Below are 20,824 nucleotides of genomic sequence, written 5' to 3' on the forward strand. Positions count from 1 at the left end.
GCTAAGTCGGGCGATGAACCGCCCGACTTAATCTGATATTCGTAGTCTTGAAGTCGCATTTTTTTGGTTTAAAAAAGTAGCTTTTATTAATATCGGTTTGTTTGGGACTTATTCAGACATTCCTTAAGTCAGGGAGTAGGAAGCGCCTCAACCACAGGCTGTGTTTCATACAGCAAGCATGCGACTTTGTGCTGCGGGCCAAGTTGATACAGCCCTGGAATTTGCTCACTGCATTTCGGAAAGGCTCGCGGACAACGCGTGTGGAACACACAACCGGCAGGCGGATTCAACGGACTGGGGATTTCACCTTTGAGCGGTTCGTCATCACAGAAAACCAGATCGGGATCGGCAATCGGCGAGCTTTGCCACAACGCCTGGGTATAGGGATGCTTGCCGCCTTGGGCAATGACGTCGCGCGGTGCATACTCCATCAAACGTCCCAGATACAGCACCAGCACGCGATCGCACAAGGTTTGCACCATCGGCAAATCGTGCGATATGAAAATGATCGACAGGTTGAATTCTTTTTGCAGATCCAGCAGCAGATTGATAATCTGCGCCTTCACCGATGCGTCCAGTGCAGCCACTGCTTCATCGGCAATGATCACCTTCGGCTTCAGCGCCAATGCACGAGCAATCACGACCCGTTGCTTTTGTCCGCCCGACAATTCATGCGGGTAACGCTGCAACACGCTGGCTGGCAAGCCCACGACATTTAACAACCGTAAAATTTCCTGATGCTGCTCTTGCCGGCTTCCCCGTTTATGCAGGATGAAAGGCTCGCGCAAACTTTGTTCTATCGTCAGGCGGCTGTTCAGGCTGGCGTTCGGATCTTGAAATACCATTTGCAGATCGCAACGCAATTGCTTGAGGTCGCTGCCGCGATAATCCTGCAGCAATTTTCCCTGGTATCTGATGGCGCCGCTGGTGGGTTTCAGCAGGCTCATGCCCAATTTTCCCAACGTCGATTTACCACTGCCGGATTCACCAACGATGCCCAGAATTTCGCCTGGTTGCAGCGCAAAGGAAACATCCTGCACCGCGTGCAGTGAACGGGTTTTCCCGAACATGCCCGACTTGGCGTCAAATTTGATGCCAACATTCTCAAAAGACAGGATACTTCCCGCCGTTTTCTGAAGATTCGAACTCATGCTTGATCCCCGAAATGGCAACGGACCAGTTGACCGTCTATATTCAACAGAGGCGGATTGACCGTTTTACAAATGTCGGCGGCCTGGCTGCAGCGATTCGCAAATCGGCAACCAACCGGTTCTCCGAACACGGGTTCGACCTGCCCGGGAATACCGTACAGACGTCCATCCACATTTGGATTTGGAATCGATGCGAGTAGTCCCTTGGTATAAGGATGGCGCGGATGCTTGAACAAGGTACGGGTCTCGGCCTGCTCCACCAATTGGCCGCCATACATGACCGCGACCCGGTCGGCAATCTGGGCGACCACTCCCATATCATGCGTAATGAACAGGACACCCATGCCGGCTTCACGTTGCAGCTTGCGTATCAAGCGCAATATCTGCGCCTGGATAGTGACATCTAATGCGGTAGTCGGTTCATCGGCAATGAGAACGGAAGGCTTGCACGCGAGCGCAATCGCAATCATCACCCGCTGGCGCATACCGCCCGAAATTTGATGTGGATACTGCATGGCGCGCACCTCCGGATCAGAGATGCCAACCAGCGTCAGCAAAGATAACGCCCGTTCACGCGCCTGTTCCTTGGAGCAAAGGCCATGCGTGACCATGGCCTCGGCAATCTGGCTGCCGATCCGGTGCAATGGGTTGAGCGACGTCATCGGCTCCTGGAAGATCATTGCCACGCGATTGCCTCGCACCCGTTGCATGCCCGCAATGGGAAGCGACAACAGGTCTACCGCATGATCTTTCTCATCCTTCAGCCAGACCTCTCCGGCAACGTCGACCTGCGTACCCAGCAAACGCATCAGAGAAAAAGAAGTCACCGACTTGCCGCATCCGGATTCGCCAACGATCGCCAGCGTTTCGCCACGCCGCAGCTGAAAATTCAGGTCTTTAACCGCCTTGACCACACCACCGGGTGTTTGAAAGGTAGTTGTCAGCCCTTTTACATCAAGGATTACATCAGAACCAAGCATATGTCTCACCTATACCTAATACCGTTCAGTTAGCACTTATTTGCCACTCTCGGAAGATGCATCGCAGCAGCCAGAACCGCGCCGTGCCGGCGACTCGGCACGACTTTTTGTCTTAACTGAACGGCAAGCCTGCCTATACCCCTGTTTCACTCCTGCTTTTACTCCGTTTTACAGCAGCCCGGCACTTACCAGTATGGAGCGGATTTTCTCAACCGCAGGATCAGGCAGCAGGCGATTCGGACGGCTCATGTGACGGTTTTCAATCAGGCCCATCAAATGCATCGCTGTTTTAAAACCACCCACGCCGGATGCGTTCGGACTCGTGTGCGGAACACCCTGGAACACGATGTCGAACAACGCGATCAGACGATGCTGTTCAGCCCGGGCTGCGTTCCAGTCGCCTGCCTTGGCAGCGTTGTACAAACGTACATAGCCGGCCGGATCGACGTTGCCTAGACCAGGCACGTTGCCATGCGCACCGCCCAGCAAAGCGTAGTCGACCAAAGTTTCCGAGCCGGTCAAAATCGCAAAATCGGGATGATCTGCAAAATCGCGCATCAGCATGCGCATGTTGCCGTCATCGCCACTGCTGTCTTTCACCGCGCAAATGATCTTGCGGTCATACATCTCACGGAGAGTTTCGCGCGTCAATTTCAATTGCACGCAAACCGGAATGTCATACGCAATGATCGGCAGATCAACCGCATCCTTGACGTACGCGAAGTGATCGATGGTTTCGGCTTGGCTGGTGCGGGTATAAAACTGCGATGTCACCACCAGGCCATCCACGCCCAGCTCTTTCGCCTGGCGAGCATAAGCGATAGTGCGATCGGTAGTCGGGTCGATAACGCCGGCCACCAGCGGTACGCGCCCACCAGCCTCTTCAACCGCCACTTCCATCACATCGGCGCGTTGCTGCGCGTTCAGGAAAACCACTTCACTGGTCGATCCCAGCAAAAACAGGCCATGCACGCCGCCGTCCAGCAGATGCTTGATTACCCGGCGCAAGCTAGGCTTATCAACCTTGTAGTCATGCGTCAGCGGAGTGACGACCGGCGGGATGATCCCGTGCAAATTCAACGTAGACATTGTGTTCATTCCTTAATAGTTTTAGGGTCAAAAGCTTGGCGTAACCCATCGCCAATAAAATTCGCAGAAAGAGCGGTAATCACAATCAGTACCCCCGACGGCAGCCAGATCCAGGGATACTGCTGAAGAATGGAAGCTTCACGCGCAATGCTTAGCAGGCTGCCCCAACTGGCATCGGGCAGTTGCACCCCGAGGCCGAGAAAGCTCAAGCCGGCCTCGGCCATGATTGCGCTGACAAATCCCAAGGAAGAAAACACCACCAACACATCCGTAGTATTTGGCAGGCAATGCTTGAGCAAGATATAGGCATGTCCGGCGCCTAATGTTTTGGCTGCGGCGACAAATTCCATTTCGCGCACACTCAATATGCGGGCTCGCACCAGGCGGCACACCAGCGGCCAGGAAAGCAAGCCGATAATCATGACGGTCTTGCCGGTACCCGATCCAATCACTGCAGACAAGGTCATCAATACAATAATGGTGGGGAAGGTCATGACCACGTCGACAAAGCGCATGATCAGGTTATCCAGCCAACCGCCGAAATAGCCGGCGATACCTCCTAGTACCGTACCGATCAGCAACGCCAGCGCCACGCTACATGCGCCAACCAGGATCGAGATCTGCCCGGCAGCCATGGTGCGCGCCAGCATATCCCTGCCGGTCTGGTCGGTGCCTAGCCAGTGTGTGCGGGAAGGCGCCTGGAGCGCCGCGCTCAAGTCAATCCCGTTCGGATCGAATTGAAACAGCCAGCCTGAAAAAAGACAGGCCATGGTGACCAGGAAAAACACGCACAGGCCGAACATTGCGATCTTGTTGGCTCTGAATTTCCGCCACTTGCCAGCTCTCAATTTATGACTACTCATGTCATCACTCTTGAAAAAAAACCTACAGGACAATTCAGACAAACTCGCACACCATCCGATGCACGAAAAGCGCGCTGCTATTTAAGGGTTATCCTCGGATCTATCCACGAATAGATAATGTCGGTCAGCACATTGATGGCCAGTATTGCCAGAGCCATGAATAATGCGATCCCCATGATCAACGGATAATCCCGGCTTTCAATCCCGTCCAGAAAGAGCATCCCCATGCCTGGCCAGGAAAACACCACCTCGACGAAAACCGCACCGCCAATCAACGCCCCGAAATTTGCACCGATCACAGTCACGATCGGAATCAAGGTATTCGGAAATGCATGACGCACCATGACTTGATTGGCCGACAATCCCTTAGCTGTCGCTGTGCGTACATAGTCCTGGGTCATCACTTCAAGCAAGCCGGACCGTGTATAACGCATCAGGATGGCGATGAATTGCACGGCCAATACTGCTGAAGGCAGCGCCAGATGACGCAGAATGTCCGTCCAGTTACCGTCTCCGGGGTTGGCGTAGCCTCCGGCTGGAAACCAGCCTAACTTCAAGGAAAAGACATACATCCCCAGAATGCCAACCAGGAAGGCCGGACAGCTGATAGCCAGATAAGCGAAGACCGACAAGATATGGTCCGTTTTCCGGTTGTAATTTCTGGCGGAAATAATGCCAGTCAATATGCCTAATATCGAACCAAGTGTCAGTCCGGTAAAAGTCAGCATCAAGGTTGCCGGGATGCGATTCGTGATCGCAGTCGTTACTTTTACGCCATCTTTATAGCGATAGCCTAAATCCCCATGCGCGACTTGTTTCACCCAAATCAGAAAACGAATCGGCATGGATTTATCTAGACCCAGGTCATGTCGCAAAACCTCTTTTTGCACATCGGTTAATGCTTGCGTGGGTGGCACAAAGGCATCGACGGGATCACCCGGCGCCATATTGATCATGACAAAAATGGCGATCAATATGGCGAGCAGAGTCGGGATGTTGACCAGGAACCGATTAAATAAATATTTCAGCATGAGTTATCCCACCGCACCCCGAAGGATGCGAATTTCATTTGAAATCAATGATGATTAGTTACTGCGGAATGCTTAGCGCAAATTCCAGTTTTCAGGGAAATCCTGGTAACGGCCACCGCTTGGTGCAGGCGTCCAGATGACATTCTGCGCGCTCTTCGCAACACCACCGAAACGGTTGCTCATCCACAACGGAATCCAAGGCAGTTTGGCATTGGTGACACGACAAACGTCTTTATAAATTTCAGTGCGTTTGGTTTCGTCTGCTTCTTTCTGACCAGCCTTGAACAGAGCATCCAGTTCCGGTAAATTCACACGCATCCGGTTGACCCCTTTGGGTGGGACATAGGCTGAATCCATCAAGGGTGTCAACACACTTGGATCCGGCCCATTGCCACCACCCGCAAACACCATGGTGAAATTTCCTGCGTCAACTATTTGCGAGAATGTGGGAGCGTCAACGAAGCGCGGCTTGATACTGATGCCAATGACAGCCAGCATGGATTGCAAGGAAGACACAACATCCCTGGACACCTGATCGCCGTAATAAGTCAGCAATTCGATTGGTGCGCCCCGATTGAGTTTATCCCAACCGGCATCCGCCAGCAGTTGCTTGGCTTTTGGCACATTCGTAGCGTATTTATTCAGATCAGCAGGCACGTACTTTGGCAACGACAACACGCAATTATTCACCGTCGCCTGCGAGTTGTACACATATTTGACGATCGAGGTCCGGTCAATTGCCATCAATATGGCCTGGCGAACGCGTATATCCTTAAAGCGCGGATCGCTATTATTCAAACCGATGTAATTCAGAACGTTCGATGGACCAGACACCACATCGAATACTTTATTACCCTGACTCTCTTTGACTTGATCCAAAGTCAGATACGTGTGCTGAATTTCTCCTGCCTGTAGCGCGATCGATGCCGAACTGCCGTCTTTGAAATAGCGGTTGATCAGCTTATCCAGTTTTGGCCGGCCACGATAGAAACTCTTGTTGGCATCTAGCTCGACGTATTGATCCGGCAGGTATTTACTCCATTTGAACGGACCGGTTCCGACCGGTTGCTTCCACCAATCAGAATTACGCAGCTCCTTCGCAGGAATCTTTCCTAACAAGTGCTCAGGAATCATCATGATGCTGGTAAACGCATCTGGCAAAGACGCATCCAGCGAGCTCAGGCTGAGCACCACGGTTGTATCGTTTGGGGTTTGAATGTCAGTCACGTTGTTCAATCGCGCAGCGAAACTGCTCGCCGAATCCGGGTTCTTGACCAGATTCAGTGTGAATTTGACGTCCTTCGAAGTGAATGGCGCGCCATCGTGCCACTTCACGCCCTTGCGCAAATGGATAGTCAAGCTTTTGCCATCAAGCGAGAAAACCCAGCTATCAGCTAAATCACCGCTGATTTTTTGCAAGCCGACATCGTATAGCGTCAGCGTACTGAAATATTTATTGTAAAAACTGAATCCTGCACTAGCAGTCAAAGGATTGAATTTTTGCGCATTACCACTTGGACCTACGTCAAAAGCACCAACAAATGTCTTCTCCACTGCCAAGGTTGGAGTGCTTGCAGCCATTAAGGCTAACAAAGCCGCCAGGGGCAGAATTTTTTTATCGAATTTCAACATGCAAATACTCCGGAAGTCGTACATCAGATTATTTTCAAGAAATCCAGTAACTTTTTTTAGTTATGAACTGGCACAACAACAAACGAAATCACAAATTACTACCTACTGCCGACCACTACTGCCTACTCTTCTGGGTAGGTATCTACAATCGCCTGAAAATGTTGACGATGTGCAGACAACACGCCAAATACATCTTTTTTCTCCAGCATGCTTACCACCCGCAAATGATCTTTCGCGGTTTCTTCCAAAGCCCAATGATCCACCGACTCAGAAGATTGATTCATTTCATTAAACACATTCCAGAACAAATCAATCAACGACAGCAGGAAATCGTTTTTCAAGCAGCTATACATCTCTGCATGAAACTCCCTGTCCTCCTGCGGAAAAGTTTGCTTATCCTGCGCCTTGCTTAACATCCGTTCTGCCAGCACTCTCAGGCGCTGGATACTTTCGTCGCTGATATGTTCGACTACGGCAGGTATCGCTCCAAGCTCCAGATATTTGCGAACGTGCAAGAGCTTTTTCACATTTTCATCGCCGTCATTCATCGAATAGGGCAAATTCTCCACAATCGAATCAAAGGAGAACTCCTTAACAAAAATACCTTCACCGTGTCGCGATTCAACTATCCCCAACGATTCCAGCGATTTAACCGCTTCACGCAGCGACGGGCGACTGACACCCAAATTTTTGGCTAGCAATGCCTCTGGTGGCAAACCGTCGCCAAACTTCAAGTTGTTTTCTTTTATATATTTTTTTATTTCAATTTGAACTTGGCGATATGCTGGAACTTTAGTTGACACTTGAATTTCTCCGAAAAAGGGCTGAATCGTGGGAAAGTACCGTAGCGCTATTATGGGGTAACAACATTGATTCCATACAAGGAATGCCATCCTGCGTATCCCCCCCTACTAGCAACAGCCCCTGCGCAACTTGAAAGGACAACCCGTGCGCGCGCGCAGCAGGCAATCTCCCGACCATCATCCAGACATCATCACGAAAAACATAGAGTTCGTCCCGCCAGGTCTTGCTCAGACCTTGGTGCGCGTAATACTCCATCGCGTCATAACGCCGCCGCGCGCCCGGAAAATTCGTCCCGCCTGCCAGCACCAGATATTCGCCCCAGCGACCTGCAAATCCGCCAGCAACACCCTCTTGCGGCACGACCCCGTCTGGCGATGGCAAGTTCTTCTCATCACACCATTTCAGACCGCGATCACTGATTGAAGCCCGCTTGACTGAACGCGATCTCAAGCCAGGCTTGATTTCGCCGCTCAACAAGTAGATTTGTCCCTGATGCAAAATCACACCGCTGCCGCAATTGGGCAGATGCGGTACGCCGCCCAAGTTGCGCCACTCGATATTAGTTACGTCAAATTGCCAAACATTGATATTCCACTCGTAGTCCAGCACCGGCCTGTCCATAAATTCACGCAAAGCACGTTTTTGCTGTAACGCCCCCAACGAGTCGTATTTAGCAAAAAAACAATCAAATTGTGGTTTGTTGTACCCGCCAAAAACCAATATGCGCACACCGTCCACACAAATCGCCGATGCCCCTAACATCCCTACCGGCAGACGCGTCGGCAATTTAGCCCAACTATCTGAGAGGGGGTCATAGCAATGCACCACGTCGAATTGCTCCAGGCTACTCGACGGGTTAGCACGTCCAGCACCACCAAAAACGTAAATTTTGCCGTTCGCCACCGCTGATGCCGCACCGCTCGGCGCGTCAGCCGGAAAATCCGCCAGCCGCCGCCATGATTTCGGCTCCCCTTGTGTATCAAGCGCGTACCAGGCATGCGCCGCCGTGCCCAATCCTGCGTACAAGACACCGCCAACCTGAGCGCCAACCGCCTCCCTTAAAGTCACGGGAAATGCAGGCCAAGCCGTTTCATTCTCAATATTCAGATCACATGTCATTTGCGAGTCCATCGTTATGCGCCCCCTACCCCCCCCCACATTTGCATCAATTGGGGAGTCTTGATTCAGGCACCTTGGAATCAAGTATCACATCAAATTGAACAGATGTCAAATATCTTACCAGTTACTTTTAAAAATAGAAAAGCGATGGAATTGCCACATGCCATCAACTGGAACAAAGATAAAGCGACGCCACAGGATTTGATGACTTACTACAGCGACCTGACAACCAGGAATACGATGAAATCGATTCAGTCCATGCTCGTGCAAGTCGGGATCGAAACCACGCTGCGCTATGTCGATGGGCAGGCTTTTCAGAAAGAGAGAGGGGGGGGGCGGAAAATTCGATCCGGCGTTCGCTGGCGGTGGTAATGGCCCTGATCCTAGCGCTTTGATTCCACCACTGGTCGGGTGGTGCTCAGTCCATCGCCAAGTCACTCAGGGCTGATTACGGACGCTCACACAAAAAATGCTGCTTCTGGAAGGAATACGTCCAGAGGCAGCCGACCTGCTGAAGGATCGCCGCTTCGCCATAGAGGTATCGCGTGCATCGGAAACGATGGACTCGACTCGTCAGATCGAGTGCATCGAGTTGACGATTTCGACCAACGCCATTGCCGTCGCGTCTGGCGAAGCGATGCTGCCCCCCCCCTTGCCATTGAAATTCTGGTCGAGGCAAAAAAGCCGGCGAAGTTGACAAGCCTGACCAAAAAGCAGATTACAAAAAATTGAACGCGAGATGAACAATTTATTTCCCATCATGGCGGAATGGAATCGCTACCATAGATTAGGGACCGCCAATCTCATCCAAATTGGTCGATACATAACTCGCCACACGGTGATCCAACATGCCGGCCGGGGCAACCCTGGACAAATCAAAATTCCGTATGGGGCCATCGAAAGCCCATCCAAATGCCCTGTCACCAACAACAAATTTGACCGTTTCGCCACTTACCACATTGACGTACCTGGCGTCGGGACCGATTCTAATGGTACGTCTTGCGGCTGACGCTGGTATCGGATCGCCTAACAGATCCAACCGAGGCGTCCCTGCAACGGAACGTTGGCCAGCTATTCTTTGCACCACTGAATGGGGAGAACTGTCTTGCGCGAACGCAACCAAGGGTAGGCTTGCCGCGATTACAATTGCTGAAGACGTCATAAAAAGAAGTGATTTCATAGAACCTCCAAATGAACAATAACAGTCGTCGCAACGGAACCTGGATGCCGACCGTTTTATCAGATCTCTTCTTTTTGTTATAGAACAATATGAAGGCATTTATCAAAAAGTTACAATTTGCCCCATCTCCTGCAAAAACACTACCATCGTATGATATCTGCTTCGTAAATTCGTAATTGACCGATTCATGCGAAAAGCCAAAATATATGCCGATTTGGGCATTCGATGCTTTAAGTCTGAAAAAAACAATTCCAAGACCATAGCCTGAATAGGAAATCCCCACATCCACTACCGCGCTGCTATCGGATGTTGCGCAAAAACATCGATGGGTTGAACAATTTGCTCATCCAAAAAACTGTCCGCCCACCTCCTCCAAAAGTCCGCATCCCCCTCTGTAAAAATCATTTTTCACCAGTACTGAATATGTAGTCAGTAATTATGCTGCTTCGCGCCATAAAAATTTCTTGCGGTTGTTTGACATTAGATATCATATATCTGTACACTGGATTTGGCTCGTGATTCGATACAGAAGCAAATCGGCAGCCGCAACTGGCCCCACACTGGTCTCGCCAGAAGCAATAATTTCTATAATAACCATTAGATATACGGAGAAGGCATCATGAATTTCAAACGTACTCTCATCGCCACTGCCCTGCTCGGCGCGATCGGTGCATCGGCATATGCCGAAGACTCAGCAATTACCATCTATGGCCGCGCTGATGCGGCGATCGGTCAAGATGTCGGCTCCGCCGTAACAGGCTTACGTCAAGGCAAAGGCAGTTTGCTGGGCTTCAAAGGTAATGAGAACCTGGGTAGTGGCTACTACGTCGGTTGGGATCTTCAATCCACTGTAAATCTGCCAAACGGCGCAGCAGGCCTTATTGGTAACGGCACCACAAACACACCAAATCAAACCCTTCTGTTTGACGCCGATACGATCGTTAAAATTGGCAATGATTATGGCTGGATCGACGCCGGACGCCGACTGACACCTGCCTGGAAGGTCAGCATCAATGGCGACCCATGGGAAACGTACGGCGGCTACGTTACGCATAATAATAATGGTTTGCATGCGAATCATTTGTTCACATCTGCCCGCTTTCAAAGTGCCATCAGCGCCAACTATTCGCATGACGGCTGGTTTGCCAGCGCTATGTTTGCTCAAGATGGTAAAACCGTGTCTTTTGCCACACCACCGGTTGGCCTTGGCCCTACAGTAGTTGTTCCAGCAACAGTTAATGGTGTAGCCAACACCAATGGTTTGCTCGAAATGACGGGTAAGCGCCCTGAAAGCTTCTCCGCCGGTTACAACAAAGGTCCTCTTTACGCCGGCCTTGGTTACGAGAAGACCCCGTACAACTCCAGTATGGTGACTGGCACAGTCAACTACGACTTTGGTTTCGTCTTGCTGCGTGCTGGCGTAGAAACCGGTAGTCACAAACGCGTAGTTGACAACGTTGAAGATGTCAAAGCGACCAATTACATCATCGGCGCTACCGTGCCGTACGGTAACGGGCAATTGATGTTCTCCTATGATGCACTCAACACCAAGGTTCTCAATGCCAGCGGCAGCGGCATGAGTTCATATAATGTCTATCCGTGGACTTCACGCAAATTGGGTGCCGGCTATCAATATTTCATGTCGAAACGCACGTGGCTCTATGTTGATATCGCTCATGACACCAAAGCAACTGTTCGGGCGACCGGTTGGGATATGGGTATTGTTCATCACTTCTAACCTTGCCGTTGTGATTGAACTCGCCTGAAAACACAGCGGCACCGACCGGTGCTGCTGTGTTTGGCGTGGTTATTGCCGTAGCAGCTTTATAAGAAAATCTGATCGCACCAGCAATTCACATCCCATTTTCTGGAGACTTTGTATGAACATAAAAAAAATTGCGCTCGCAAGTCTGATCGCCTCTTCGTTGTTGGCCGCTGCATCATCCTTTGCCGGCGAGCGGTTTGCCGAATTCCCTGTCGCCGTAAAAATGTCAGCCGCCGCCAAAGTCGGCAGCACCGTATATGCCGGTCTCGGCACTGCCGTTAGCGCGTGGTATGCGCTAGACACATCCAAACCCGGCGCGCAATGGAAAGCCCTGACGGCCTTCCCCGACCAGCAGCGCGACAACGCCAATGCGGTTGCGATTGGCACCAACGTGTATGTGTTCGCTGGTCAAGGCAAAGTAAATCCAGCTGATAAAAACCTTATCGTCTTTGACACCGTGTGGAAATACGATACGGTTGCCAACACCTGGAGCAAGGTTTTGACACGTTCGCCTATGGGCGGTCTGGCTGCTGGCGTCACGACTCTGGACGGTCAGAACATCTTGTTCTTCGGCGGCGTCAACAAAGCAATCTTTGACGGTTTTTTCAGTGATGCATTCGTTACTGCGACGGACACCAAAGTTCAAGACTCCAGCATCACGACCGTCGTGAACAAGGGTTTGCAAGACGAAGTCACGGCACGTTATTTCGACCAGCGCCCGGAAGATTATCTATTCACCGAGCAAGTGCTGAGCTATAACCCGGCCAAGAACCAATGGCGCAATCTGGGCATCGATCCTAACCCAGTCACCATCGGTACCGGCGTGGCTGTGAGCGGCAACAAAGTGACCCTGATCGGTGGCGAAATCAAGCCTGGCCTGCGTTCGCCAAATGCGAAGAGCGTTACTGTCACCGGTGAAAAGCTGAGCTGGGCCAAGTTATCGCCAATAGTGGCTGCTCCTGGTGAAGCCGCGCAAGAAGGTATCGCCGGCTCTTACGCCGGTTATAGCAATGGCGTCTTGCTGGCCGCCGGCGGCGCCAACTTCCCCGGCGCATGGAAGCAATACAACGCCGGTCAATTATTTGCTCACAAAGGCTTGACCAAAACCTGGCGCTCCGACATCTATGCCGAAGTCAAAGGTAAATGGGTTGTGGCCGGCAAATTACCTGCACCTCTGGGTTACGGTTCCTACGTTCAATTGGATGATGGTGTATTGGTAATTGGCGGCGAGTTGCAAGGCGGCGCTGGTAGCAAAGACGTGTTCTTGATGAAGTGGAACGGCAAGAGCGTCGACATCGTTCGCTAATTTTTAACCTGGAAGTGCATAAAGCAGGTCAGCTCGGCTGACTTGCTAATCCCTCATAGTCGCGCTTCCAGATCCGACATCGCCTATGAATAAACAACTCAAAGGCCGCATTCTCACTGCAGACGGCTGGACGGAAACTGCATGATTGCCGTGTAGAAGAAATCAAGATTACCCGCCGTGTTCAAACGGCAAAAGCTTCAAGAAAATAGATCACTGGACACATAGATGTATCAGGAGACAAACCGCCGGACGCTCACCTCGGAGTTGGCGCTGACGGTCAGAACTGGCAATCGCCGATTCATCGACTGTAATGACAGTCACCTATTAGAAACTATCCGCCAGCAAGGTCTGCAAGGCGTGATTGGCAGTAGATAAGCGGACCGTTCCCGTGTTGTACTGACGGGCCGCGTCCGCGACCCGTTAATTACTTGAAGAGAGGTAATTTGCAATGAAATTCCTGAAAAGAATAAGGATGCCGATCCGGCTCCTGAGCTTGCTTCCTGTCTTGTCGTTAGTGCTGGCATTCGGCATCAATTTTCTGGCAACCGATGCCCGCGCACAGATCATCTCGGCCACCACGATCTTCCCGGTGTCGGACGCCAACTATGGTTGCTACCGTATTCCGGCAGTCATGACGCTGAAAGACGGCAGCATTCTGGCCTTTGCGGAAGGCCGGCCGGCAAACTGCCCGGACTTTGGCAACATCCAGGTGGTGATGCGCCGCAGCACCGACGGCGGCACGACCTGGTCGCCCATCACCGTCGTGGCAAGCAACGGCACGCTGGAGGCCGGCAACGCCGTGCCCGTGCTGGACACGCTAGATCCCAACTATCCGCAGGGGCGCCTGTTCCTGTTCTACAACATCGGCAACAATTCCGAGGCAAATGTGCGCAACGGCAATGGCTTGCGCGAACAGATGGTGATCACCTCGACCGACGGCGGCCTGAGCTGGAGCAGTCCAGGCAATATCACCTCCCAGACCGCACTAATGGGCGCCGCGCCCTATAACAATCCGGCTGACTGGCGCGATCTGGCAATGGGCCCGGGCCACGGCCTGCAACTGGCCGACGGCCGTATCGTTGTACCGGGCAACTACACCGCCGGTGCGCCGCAGCCGAACTGGGGAGACGGTCGTGCCTATGCCTTTTACACGACCGACCACGGCGCCACCTACCATATCGGCGGCAATACCGGCTACCCGGGTTCCAACGAATCTTCCGCCGCTGCACTGAGTACCGGCGCCGTCATGATCAACAGCCGCAATCAAAGCGGCCTCACCAAGAACCGGATCGTTTCCACCAGCACCGACGAGGCCGTCAATTTCAGTTATGGCGCGCCGAACACTACCCTGATCGATCCGATCTGCGAGGGTAGCATCCTCAACATCATGTGGAATGGCAAACCCTATCTGATCTTCTCCAATCCGGCCAGCACCACCAGCCGCGACCACCTGACCGTGCGTGGCAGCAAGGATGACGGCGCCAGCTGGCCGTTCAGCCTGCTGATCACATCAGGCAGTTCGGCCTACAGCGACCTGACCCAGCTCGATGCAAACACGATCGGCATCGTGTATGAAAATGGATCAAACGGCATCCGCTTCATGAAGGTACCAGTCTCGCGCGTGATCACGTCGCCATAACGCGGCACAGGCCACCAGTTTGGCCGGCATTGAAAAAGCCTGCCGGGATGGTCCCGGCAGGCTTTTCATTTGGTCCCGCGCCAACGGTGTGAGTCTGTCCGTAATGCCGTTAAGTTAAGGTTACCGGTTATAGCGTTTGGCACGTCATTCCCGCGAACGCGGGAATCCATTTTAACCACCATACTGTGCAACATGGATCCCCGCGTTCGCGGGGATGACGGAGTGACCGCATTGGTCCATCTAAAGAATACCGTTCGTGGCTTAACTTAACGGCATTAGAGTCGGACCGTATTCCAATCGCATGCAGACTCAACTCCCCTTTCGACAATCCGCTTGAAACTTATCCGAGCACGGAAACGGGCGAGACATACTCGTAGCCCAGTGCCTTCGCGACTGCCTCGTAGGTAAGTTTGCCGAGACAAACATTCAAGCCGTTCCTCAAATGTGCATCGTCGCGCATGGCCCGCTGCCAGCCTTTTTCGGCCAGGGCGATGGCATGGCCGATGGTGGCGTTGTTCAGGGCAAACGTGGAGGTACGGGCGACCGCGCCAGGCATGTTCGCCACGCAGTAGTGGACGACGCCGTCGACCACAAACGTCGGTTCGGCGTGGGTCGTCGCGTGCGACGTTTCAAAACAGCCGCCTTGGTCGATGGCGACGTCGACCACTACCGCGCCCTGCTTCATGCGCGAGATCATGCTGCGTGTAACCAGCTTCGGCGCCGCGGCGCCCGGCACCAGGACGCCGCCGATGACCAGATCTGCGCTCAAGACTGCGTCCTCAATCGATTGTGCATTCGAATAGAGCGTTGTGATCCGGTTTCCATAGACCAGGTCGAGTTGGCGCAAGCGGTCGATATTCTTGTCCAATACAGTCACACGGGCGCCCGAGCCTGCCGCCATCTGCAAGGCGTTGGTACCTACAACGCCGGCGCCAATGACGACGACATGCGCGGCCGCGACACCCGGGACGCCACCCAGCAACAGTCCCATGCCACCTTTTGATTTTTCCATATGGGCGGCGCCGGCCTGGATCGACATGCGGCCGGCCACTTCGCTCATCGGCGCGAGCAAAGGCAAGCCGCCGCCTGCACCGGTAATGGTTTCATATGCGATGCAGATTGCGCCTGATGCGATCAAGGCGGCAGTCTGCTCCGGATCGGGCGCCAGGTGCAGATAGGTATACAGAATCTGCCCTTTGCGCAGCATTGCGCACTCGACAGGCTGCGGTTCCTTGACCTTGACGATCATATCGGCGCGCGCAAAAATTTCCTTGGCTGTGTCGAGCAAGGTGGCGCCGGCTGCGGTGTACTGCGCATCGGATAAGCCGATATCGGCGCCGGCGTTTGTTTGCACTATCACCTGGTGGCCACGCAAAGTCAGCTCGCGCACTGAAGCCGGCGTCAAGCCTACCCGGTACTCATGGTTCTTAATTTCCTTTGGAACGCCTATTAACATGACAAGTCTCCATTTTTTCGATTTGTGCAAGGCAGGTCCCACCTGCCATGAATGCCAACGGATTTAAATGGCGGGGTGGGACCCCGCCCAAAAAAATCAAACGCCCTGCTTCATCAAACGAACGCGGATATCTGGAACTGCTTACATGCCGACTACTGAAATTTTGATGTCAAATCGATTGAAGATCAGTGACGGGCACTGACGCCAGGATGCCAGGCGGAGGGTTATCAACCGCGACGATTGCGAACGGTTGGGCATTCCCGACATCGCGAACTATATTCACTAAAACGCCGGTCTGCGGTCCGTGTTCACTGTCAAAGACAACTCTACTACCGATCTCGGCACCTGGGTTGTGACTACGCTTAACCACTGGATTCTCCATGACAAATTCGAACCAGGAGCTCACATATGGCCAGACAACCGGTGACCGGTCTGACGAGCGTACTGCATCGAATCAAAAAAAAAAAGCGGCGTGCGTTTCACGCAAGCCGCCACACCTACCGTTAGCAGAAAAGCGGCAGCTTGTCAGTTCCAGGGCAGCGAATACGTCTTGGTATTGGAGAAGCTTTTCATCGCTTCCAGCACACCTTCCTTGTAACCCAGCCCCGAATCCTTGATACCGCCAAACGGTGTCAGCTCCAGGCGATAGCCTGGCACTTCCCGCACATTGACGCTCCCCACTTCCAGCTCACGGACGAAACGGGTGATGTAGTCCATGCGGTTGGTGCAGACCGATGACGACAAGCCGTATGGCGTCGAGTTCGATATCCGGATGGCATCGGCAATATCGGTGCAGCGAATCACCGGCGATACCGGTCCGAACGTTTCCTCGGCAACCAGCTTGCAGTCGGCGGGCACATGGTCCAGCACCGTCGGCGAGTACACCGCGCCGTTGCGGATATTGCCGTATAACAGTTTGGCGCCGTGGCGCTCGGCATCCTTCACCTTGGCTTCGAACTCTATCGCCGCACGTTCGTCGATCACCGTTCCCATATCGTTGTTCGGGTCCATCGGATCGCCGTATTTGATGGCCTTGGTTTTTTTCACCAGCAGATCGACAAATTCATCGGCGACTGCCTGATGCACGATCATGCGTTTGATCGCAGTGCAGCGCTGGCCGGAATTCTTGTACGAACCGGAAACCGCCAAGGTCGCCGCCTCTTCGATATCGGCATCCTCCATCACGATGATCGGATCGTTGCCGCCCAACTCCAGCACCTGACGCTTGTAGACGGCCTTGCCGGCGATGTATTTGCCGATCGGCACGCCACCGGTGAAGGTGACCAGATCGACATCGGCATTGGTCAGCATTTCATCGGCGATTTCTTTCGGGTCGCCAGTAACTACCGAAAACATCTCCGGCGGCAAGCCGGCTTCGTACAGGATATCGGCGAGCAGCAAGGCAGAAAACGGCGTCTTCTCGGTCGGTTTCAACACCATCCGGTTATTCGTCGCAATCGAAGGCGCCACTTTGTGCGCGACCTGATTCAATGGATGATTGAACGGCGTAATGGCCGAGATCGCGCCCAGCAGCGGCTCTTTCATGGTGTAGACCTTGCGCTGCTTGCCATGCGGCGTCAGGTCGCAGGAAAATACCTGGCCGTCATCTACCAGCGCCTGGTTCGCCGCAAACACGAAGACGTCGCAGGCACGGCCGACTTCGTACAGACTGTCTTTCTTGCACAGCCCGGCTTCGGCGGTGATCAGATCGGAAATGGCATCGGTATTGGCGCGCAATATTTCCGCCGTCCGCAGCATGATCTTCGAGCGCTCGAAACGCGTCAGCTTCGACTTGAACTGACGCGCGATACGGAAGGCGTCGCGGATATCGCCGACCGTCGCCTTCGGGATTGTTCCGACCAGCTTGCCGTTGTAGGGATTGAGCACTTCGATCAGGCGATCATTACCGACCAGCTTGCCGGCAATCCGCATCTTCTGATGCAACGGTTCGCCATCCTTGAGTTTGTGCAATTCGCTTAGTATCGACATGTCATCTCCAGATTAATTAATTATGTATTTACATTACTGCTGCGCGGCATTCATCGCCAGGAAAAATACATCAAAATTGCGCAACCTGTGATCAGCCGGAATCGCGCTCAATTTGCGGTTGAACATCAGCGGCACCTTTTGTTCGGAAATGCCGCCATGCGAGCGCAATGGCAGTTTCAATTCGGACAGATCGTGGCGGCTGGCAGAAGTGCCGATCACGGTCAGCCGTTCGCTGACAATCACCAGGTCGCCGATACGGTCCTCAGGCAACTCAAAGCGGGCAGCAGCTTCAGCGCGCGTCAACACCACTTCGACGCCAGGGATCGCACTGATCTGCCGTGAAACGCTGGCCAGATCCGCACCCTCATTCAGATACACCGTGGCGTAAGAACCCAATGCGCCGTGATGCACGACATACGGATCGGTAATCGGCAAAATGACACGGGTTTTACCATTGCCAACCCTGGCGTCCAGCACGTCCTGCAGATAAATCACGTTGGGTGTGCCGGCGCTGTCGGTCTTGGCGTTCATGCCATGATCGGCAGTCAGGCCGATGACCGCACCGAGTGCGTCGAGCTGAGTCAGATAATGATCCATCATGGCGTAAAAGGCATTGGCACCCGGTGTGCCGGGGGCGAATTTATGCTGGATGTAATCGGTGGTCGAGAGATACATGATGTCCGGGCGCTGTGTTTCCAGCAGCTTGACGCCGGCGGCAAACACGAACTCCGACAATTCGGCGCTATATACCGACGGCAGCGGCATGCCGACCAGCTCCAGCAAATTCGCTACGCCGTTCTGCTCCAGCGTAGCCTGATCGGCCTTCTCTGCCGAGAAGCAAATACCACCGCGCATCTTGTGGCCGAGCAAACCGCGCAATTTATCCTTGGCAGTGATCACGGCGACCTTGGCTCCCGCGTTGGAGAAGGCCTCGAATATGGTGCCGGCGCGCAAGTATTTGGCGTCATTCATCATGACTTCCTGATTCGCTTCGCGATCCAGGAAATAATTGCCGCAGATACCGTGTACTGAAGGTGGCGCCCCGGTAACGATCGATAAATTGTTCGGATTGGTAAAGCTGGGCACTACGCAATCACCGGTAAGCACGGTTCCCTGCGCCACCATTTTTTTAAGAAACGGTGTGACGCCAGCCTGAATCGCCTGATTGATGTATTCCTGTTCACAGCCGTCGACACATACGACGACGACAGGCTGCTTCATCCATGGGTAGCTGCGGCCATTGACCTGCAGGGTTTTAGTGGTGGTCATTTGTTAGCCTTTCGGTTTGGGAGGAAATCGGAGGGGTGAGCTGCAGCCGCATGCGCGCCATGCATGCGGTGACGACCGGCCATAGCATGTTCGCGCCAAGGAATTACTTTCAGCACGGCAATAACATTCATATTGCGACCCGTAATCATAAGAACCTTTAAGAACCTTTTTATTTAACAGTGATTGCACTTTAAACCCGCAAGGTGTAGATTGTCAACAATAGACAGAAAACATAATGCGATTTATAAAGTTGCAAAATGCTCCAAATGTCTAGGTCGGGCCGATTGACACAATCTTTCGTGACCGGTTGATGAAGCAAGAAGGAAGGCGTTGGGAAGTATCAGGAAAGTGCATTACAGCAATTTGACATTGATTGATGACACAACATCTGAGGAGACAACAATGAACATAACAATGAAGCCGCAATTTTTACGACTGTTGCAGAAAACCGCGATCATCACGACCCTGGCGCTGGCAGCCGGGACCGCCCTCGCCCAACCCAAAACCGAGTTGCTGGTTTACACCGCCATCGAAAGCGATGCAATGAAGGCCTACAAGGATGGCTTTGAAAAAGCCCATCCGGATGTGGACATTCGCTGGGTCCGCGACTCGACCGGCGTCATCACCGCCAAATTGCTGGCCGAAAAAAATAACCCGCAAGCCGATGTCGTTCTTGGCGTTGCCGCCAGCAGCCTGGCATTGCTGAGTCAGGAAGGCATGTTGGTGCCGTATGCACCCGCAGGCCTGAAAGACTTGAATCCTGCCTTTTCCGACAAGGCCCGCCCCCCTAGCTGGGTCGGCATGGATGTATGGGGAGCGACCGTTTGCTTCAATACGGTAGAAGCCAAGAAGCTGAACCTGCCCCGGCCAACCAGCTGGCAAGACCTGACCAAGCCGATCTACAAGGGTCAGATCGTCATGCCCCACCCTGCCTCCAGCGGCACCGGCTACCTGGATGTCACCGCCTGGCTCCAGATGTTCGGCGAGGCCGGCGGCTGGAAATACATGGATGGGTTGCATGAAAACATCGCGCAATACACCCATTCCGGCTCCAAGCCTTGCACCATGGCCGGTACCGGCGAATTCCCAATCGGTATTTCATTTGAATTCCGTGCCCATCAGGTCAAGGCTACCGGTGCGCCGGTCGAGCTGATTTTCCCGAAAGAAGGCCTGGGCTGGGATATCGAAGCCAGCGGCATCATGAAGGGCACGAAAAACATGGAAGCCGCGAAAAAACTGGTCGACTGGATGACCACGAAAGAGGCTAACCAGATCAGCGCCACCTGGTGGGCCATCGTTGCCTATCCGGGAATCGCCAAGAAAGTGGAGGGCATTCCGGAAAATTACGAAAAACTGCTGGTATCCAATAACGACTTCAACTGGTCGGCCAAGAATCGCTCCCGCATTCTGGCTGAGTGGAGCAGTCGCTATAACGCCAAAGAAGAGAAGAAGAAGTAAATCTCGCGTGCAGGCCGACGCTGAGATTTGCCGCGGCACGAGATGCCAGGCTCTTCCAGCGTTGGTGTAAGGATATCAATAAGTGAGGATCTA

Annotated in this window: 18 protein-coding genes; 6 read left to right on the forward strand and 12 right to left on the reverse strand. The window is 53.1% G+C overall.

Annotated elements, in window-relative coordinates; all coding sequences use genetic code 11:
• Nucleotides 1-128: 128 nt before the first annotated feature.
• From KHU29_RS20845 to KHU29_RS20880, 8 genes are all read right to left on the reverse strand, one after another.
• Nucleotides 129-1,151: an ABC transporter ATP-binding protein gene (locus KHU29_RS20845; RefSeq protein ID WP_211455250.1), complete on the reverse strand. Its 1,023-nt coding sequence runs from the start codon at nucleotides 1,149-1,151 to the stop codon at nucleotides 129-131.
• Nucleotides 1,148-2,131 carry an ABC transporter ATP-binding protein gene (locus KHU29_RS20850; protein ID WP_211455251.1) on the reverse strand — a complete coding sequence of 328 codons (984 nt, stop codon included), beginning with the start codon at nucleotides 2,129-2,131 and terminating at the stop codon, nucleotides 1,148-1,150. Before KHU29_RS20850 ends, KHU29_RS20845 begins: the two co-directional genes overlap by 4 nt.
• Nucleotides 2,132-2,299: 168 nt before the next feature.
• Nucleotides 2,300-3,220, reverse strand: a complete 921-nt coding sequence (locus tag KHU29_RS20855) for a dihydrodipicolinate synthase family protein (RefSeq protein ID WP_211455252.1) — start codon at nucleotides 3,218-3,220, stop codon at nucleotides 2,300-2,302.
• A gap of 5 nt (nucleotides 3,221-3,225) precedes the next feature.
• Nucleotides 3,226-4,083 carry an ABC transporter permease gene (locus KHU29_RS20860; RefSeq protein ID WP_211455253.1) on the reverse strand — a complete coding sequence of 286 codons (858 nt, stop codon included), beginning with the start codon at nucleotides 4,081-4,083 and terminating at the stop codon, nucleotides 3,226-3,228.
• A 77-nt stretch (nucleotides 4,084-4,160) separates the two neighbouring features.
• Entirely contained in the window at nucleotides 4,161-5,114 is a 954-nt protein-coding gene (locus tag KHU29_RS20865) for an ABC transporter permease (RefSeq protein ID WP_211455254.1), read from the reverse strand.
• A gap of 72 nt (nucleotides 5,115-5,186) precedes the next feature.
• The gene (locus KHU29_RS20870; RefSeq protein ID WP_211455255.1) at nucleotides 5,187-6,746 is read right to left on the reverse strand and encodes an ABC transporter substrate-binding protein; all 1,560 of its coding nucleotides are present in this window, start codon (nucleotides 6,744-6,746) and stop codon (nucleotides 5,187-5,189) included.
• Nucleotides 6,747-6,868: 122 nt separating this feature from the next.
• On the reverse strand, nucleotides 6,869-7,549 hold the full coding sequence (locus tag KHU29_RS20875) for a FadR/GntR family transcriptional regulator (protein WP_211455256.1): 681 nt from the start codon (nucleotides 7,547-7,549) through the stop codon (nucleotides 6,869-6,871).
• Nucleotides 7,539-8,681, reverse strand: coding sequence for a YjhT family mutarotase (locus tag KHU29_RS20880; RefSeq protein ID WP_211455257.1), 1,143 nt, complete (start codon nucleotides 8,679-8,681; stop codon nucleotides 7,539-7,541). Before KHU29_RS20880 ends, KHU29_RS20875 begins: the two co-directional genes overlap by 11 nt.
• 48 nt (nucleotides 8,682-8,729) lie before the next feature.
• Here KHU29_RS20880 and KHU29_RS20885 point away from each other — a divergent pair, with 48 nt between their 5' ends.
• Entirely contained in the window at nucleotides 8,730-9,041 is a 312-nt protein-coding gene (locus tag KHU29_RS20885) for a hypothetical protein (protein ID WP_211455258.1), read from the forward strand.
• A gap of 97 nt (nucleotides 9,042-9,138) precedes the next feature.
• Nucleotides 9,139-9,366 (forward strand): hypothetical protein, encoded by a 228-nt coding sequence (locus KHU29_RS20890; protein WP_211455259.1) that lies wholly within the window; start codon nucleotides 9,139-9,141, stop codon nucleotides 9,364-9,366.
• 90 nt (nucleotides 9,367-9,456) lie between these two features.
• Here the strand turns inward: KHU29_RS20890 and KHU29_RS20895 are convergent, their stop codons facing one another.
• Nucleotides 9,457-9,948 carry a CzcE family metal-binding protein gene (locus KHU29_RS20895; protein ID WP_343216086.1) on the reverse strand — a complete coding sequence of 164 codons (492 nt, stop codon included), beginning with the start codon at nucleotides 9,946-9,948 and terminating at the stop codon, nucleotides 9,457-9,459.
• Between the two features lie 520 nt (nucleotides 9,949-10,468).
• Here KHU29_RS20895 and KHU29_RS20900 point away from each other — a divergent pair.
• The 3 genes from KHU29_RS20900 to KHU29_RS20910 all read left to right on the forward strand — a co-directional run bounded on the left by KHU29_RS20900 (nucleotide 10,469) and on the right by KHU29_RS20910 (nucleotide 14,559).
• Complete coding sequence (locus KHU29_RS20900; RefSeq protein ID WP_211455260.1) at nucleotides 10,469-11,587, forward strand: porin; 1,119 nt, start codon at nucleotides 10,469-10,471, stop codon at nucleotides 11,585-11,587.
• A 142-nt stretch (nucleotides 11,588-11,729) separates the two neighbouring features.
• Entirely contained in the window at nucleotides 11,730-12,920 is a 1,191-nt protein-coding gene (locus tag KHU29_RS20905) for an N-acetylneuraminate epimerase (protein ID WP_211455261.1), read from the forward strand.
• Between the two features lie 448 nt (nucleotides 12,921-13,368).
• Nucleotides 13,369-14,559: a sialidase family protein gene (locus KHU29_RS20910; RefSeq protein ID WP_211455262.1), complete on the forward strand. Its 1,191-nt coding sequence runs from the start codon at nucleotides 13,369-13,371 to the stop codon at nucleotides 14,557-14,559.
• A 340-nt stretch (nucleotides 14,560-14,899) separates the two neighbouring features.
• Here KHU29_RS20910 and ald read toward each other — a convergent pair whose 3' ends face one another.
• The 3 genes from ald to phnA form a co-directional block, all read right to left on the reverse strand.
• Complete coding sequence (gene ald / locus KHU29_RS20915) at nucleotides 14,900-16,015, reverse strand: alanine dehydrogenase (protein WP_211455263.1); 1,116 nt, start codon at nucleotides 16,013-16,015, stop codon at nucleotides 14,900-14,902.
• A gap of 525 nt (nucleotides 16,016-16,540) precedes the next feature.
• Nucleotides 16,541-18,004, reverse strand: coding sequence for a phosphonoacetaldehyde dehydrogenase (gene phnY / locus KHU29_RS20920; RefSeq protein ID WP_211455264.1), 1,464 nt, complete (start codon nucleotides 18,002-18,004; stop codon nucleotides 16,541-16,543).
• A gap of 33 nt (nucleotides 18,005-18,037) precedes the next feature.
• Nucleotides 18,038-19,273 carry a phosphonoacetate hydrolase gene (gene phnA, locus KHU29_RS20925; RefSeq protein ID WP_211455265.1) on the reverse strand — a complete coding sequence of 412 codons (1,236 nt, stop codon included), beginning with the start codon at nucleotides 19,271-19,273 and terminating at the stop codon, nucleotides 18,038-18,040.
• 414 nt (nucleotides 19,274-19,687) lie between these two features.
• On the opposite strand from phnA, the gene KHU29_RS20930 reads away from it, so the two are divergent.
• Nucleotides 19,688-20,731 carry a putative 2-aminoethylphosphonate ABC transporter substrate-binding protein gene (locus tag KHU29_RS20930; protein WP_211455273.1) on the forward strand — a complete coding sequence of 348 codons (1,044 nt, stop codon included), beginning with the start codon at nucleotides 19,688-19,690 and terminating at the stop codon, nucleotides 20,729-20,731.
• Nucleotides 20,732-20,824 lie beyond the last annotated feature (93 nt).

The sequence above is a fragment of the Collimonas antrihumi genome (assembly GCF_018304965.1).
GTDB classification, from domain to species: domain Bacteria; phylum Pseudomonadota; class Gammaproteobacteria; order Burkholderiales; family Burkholderiaceae_D; genus Collimonas; species Collimonas antrihumi.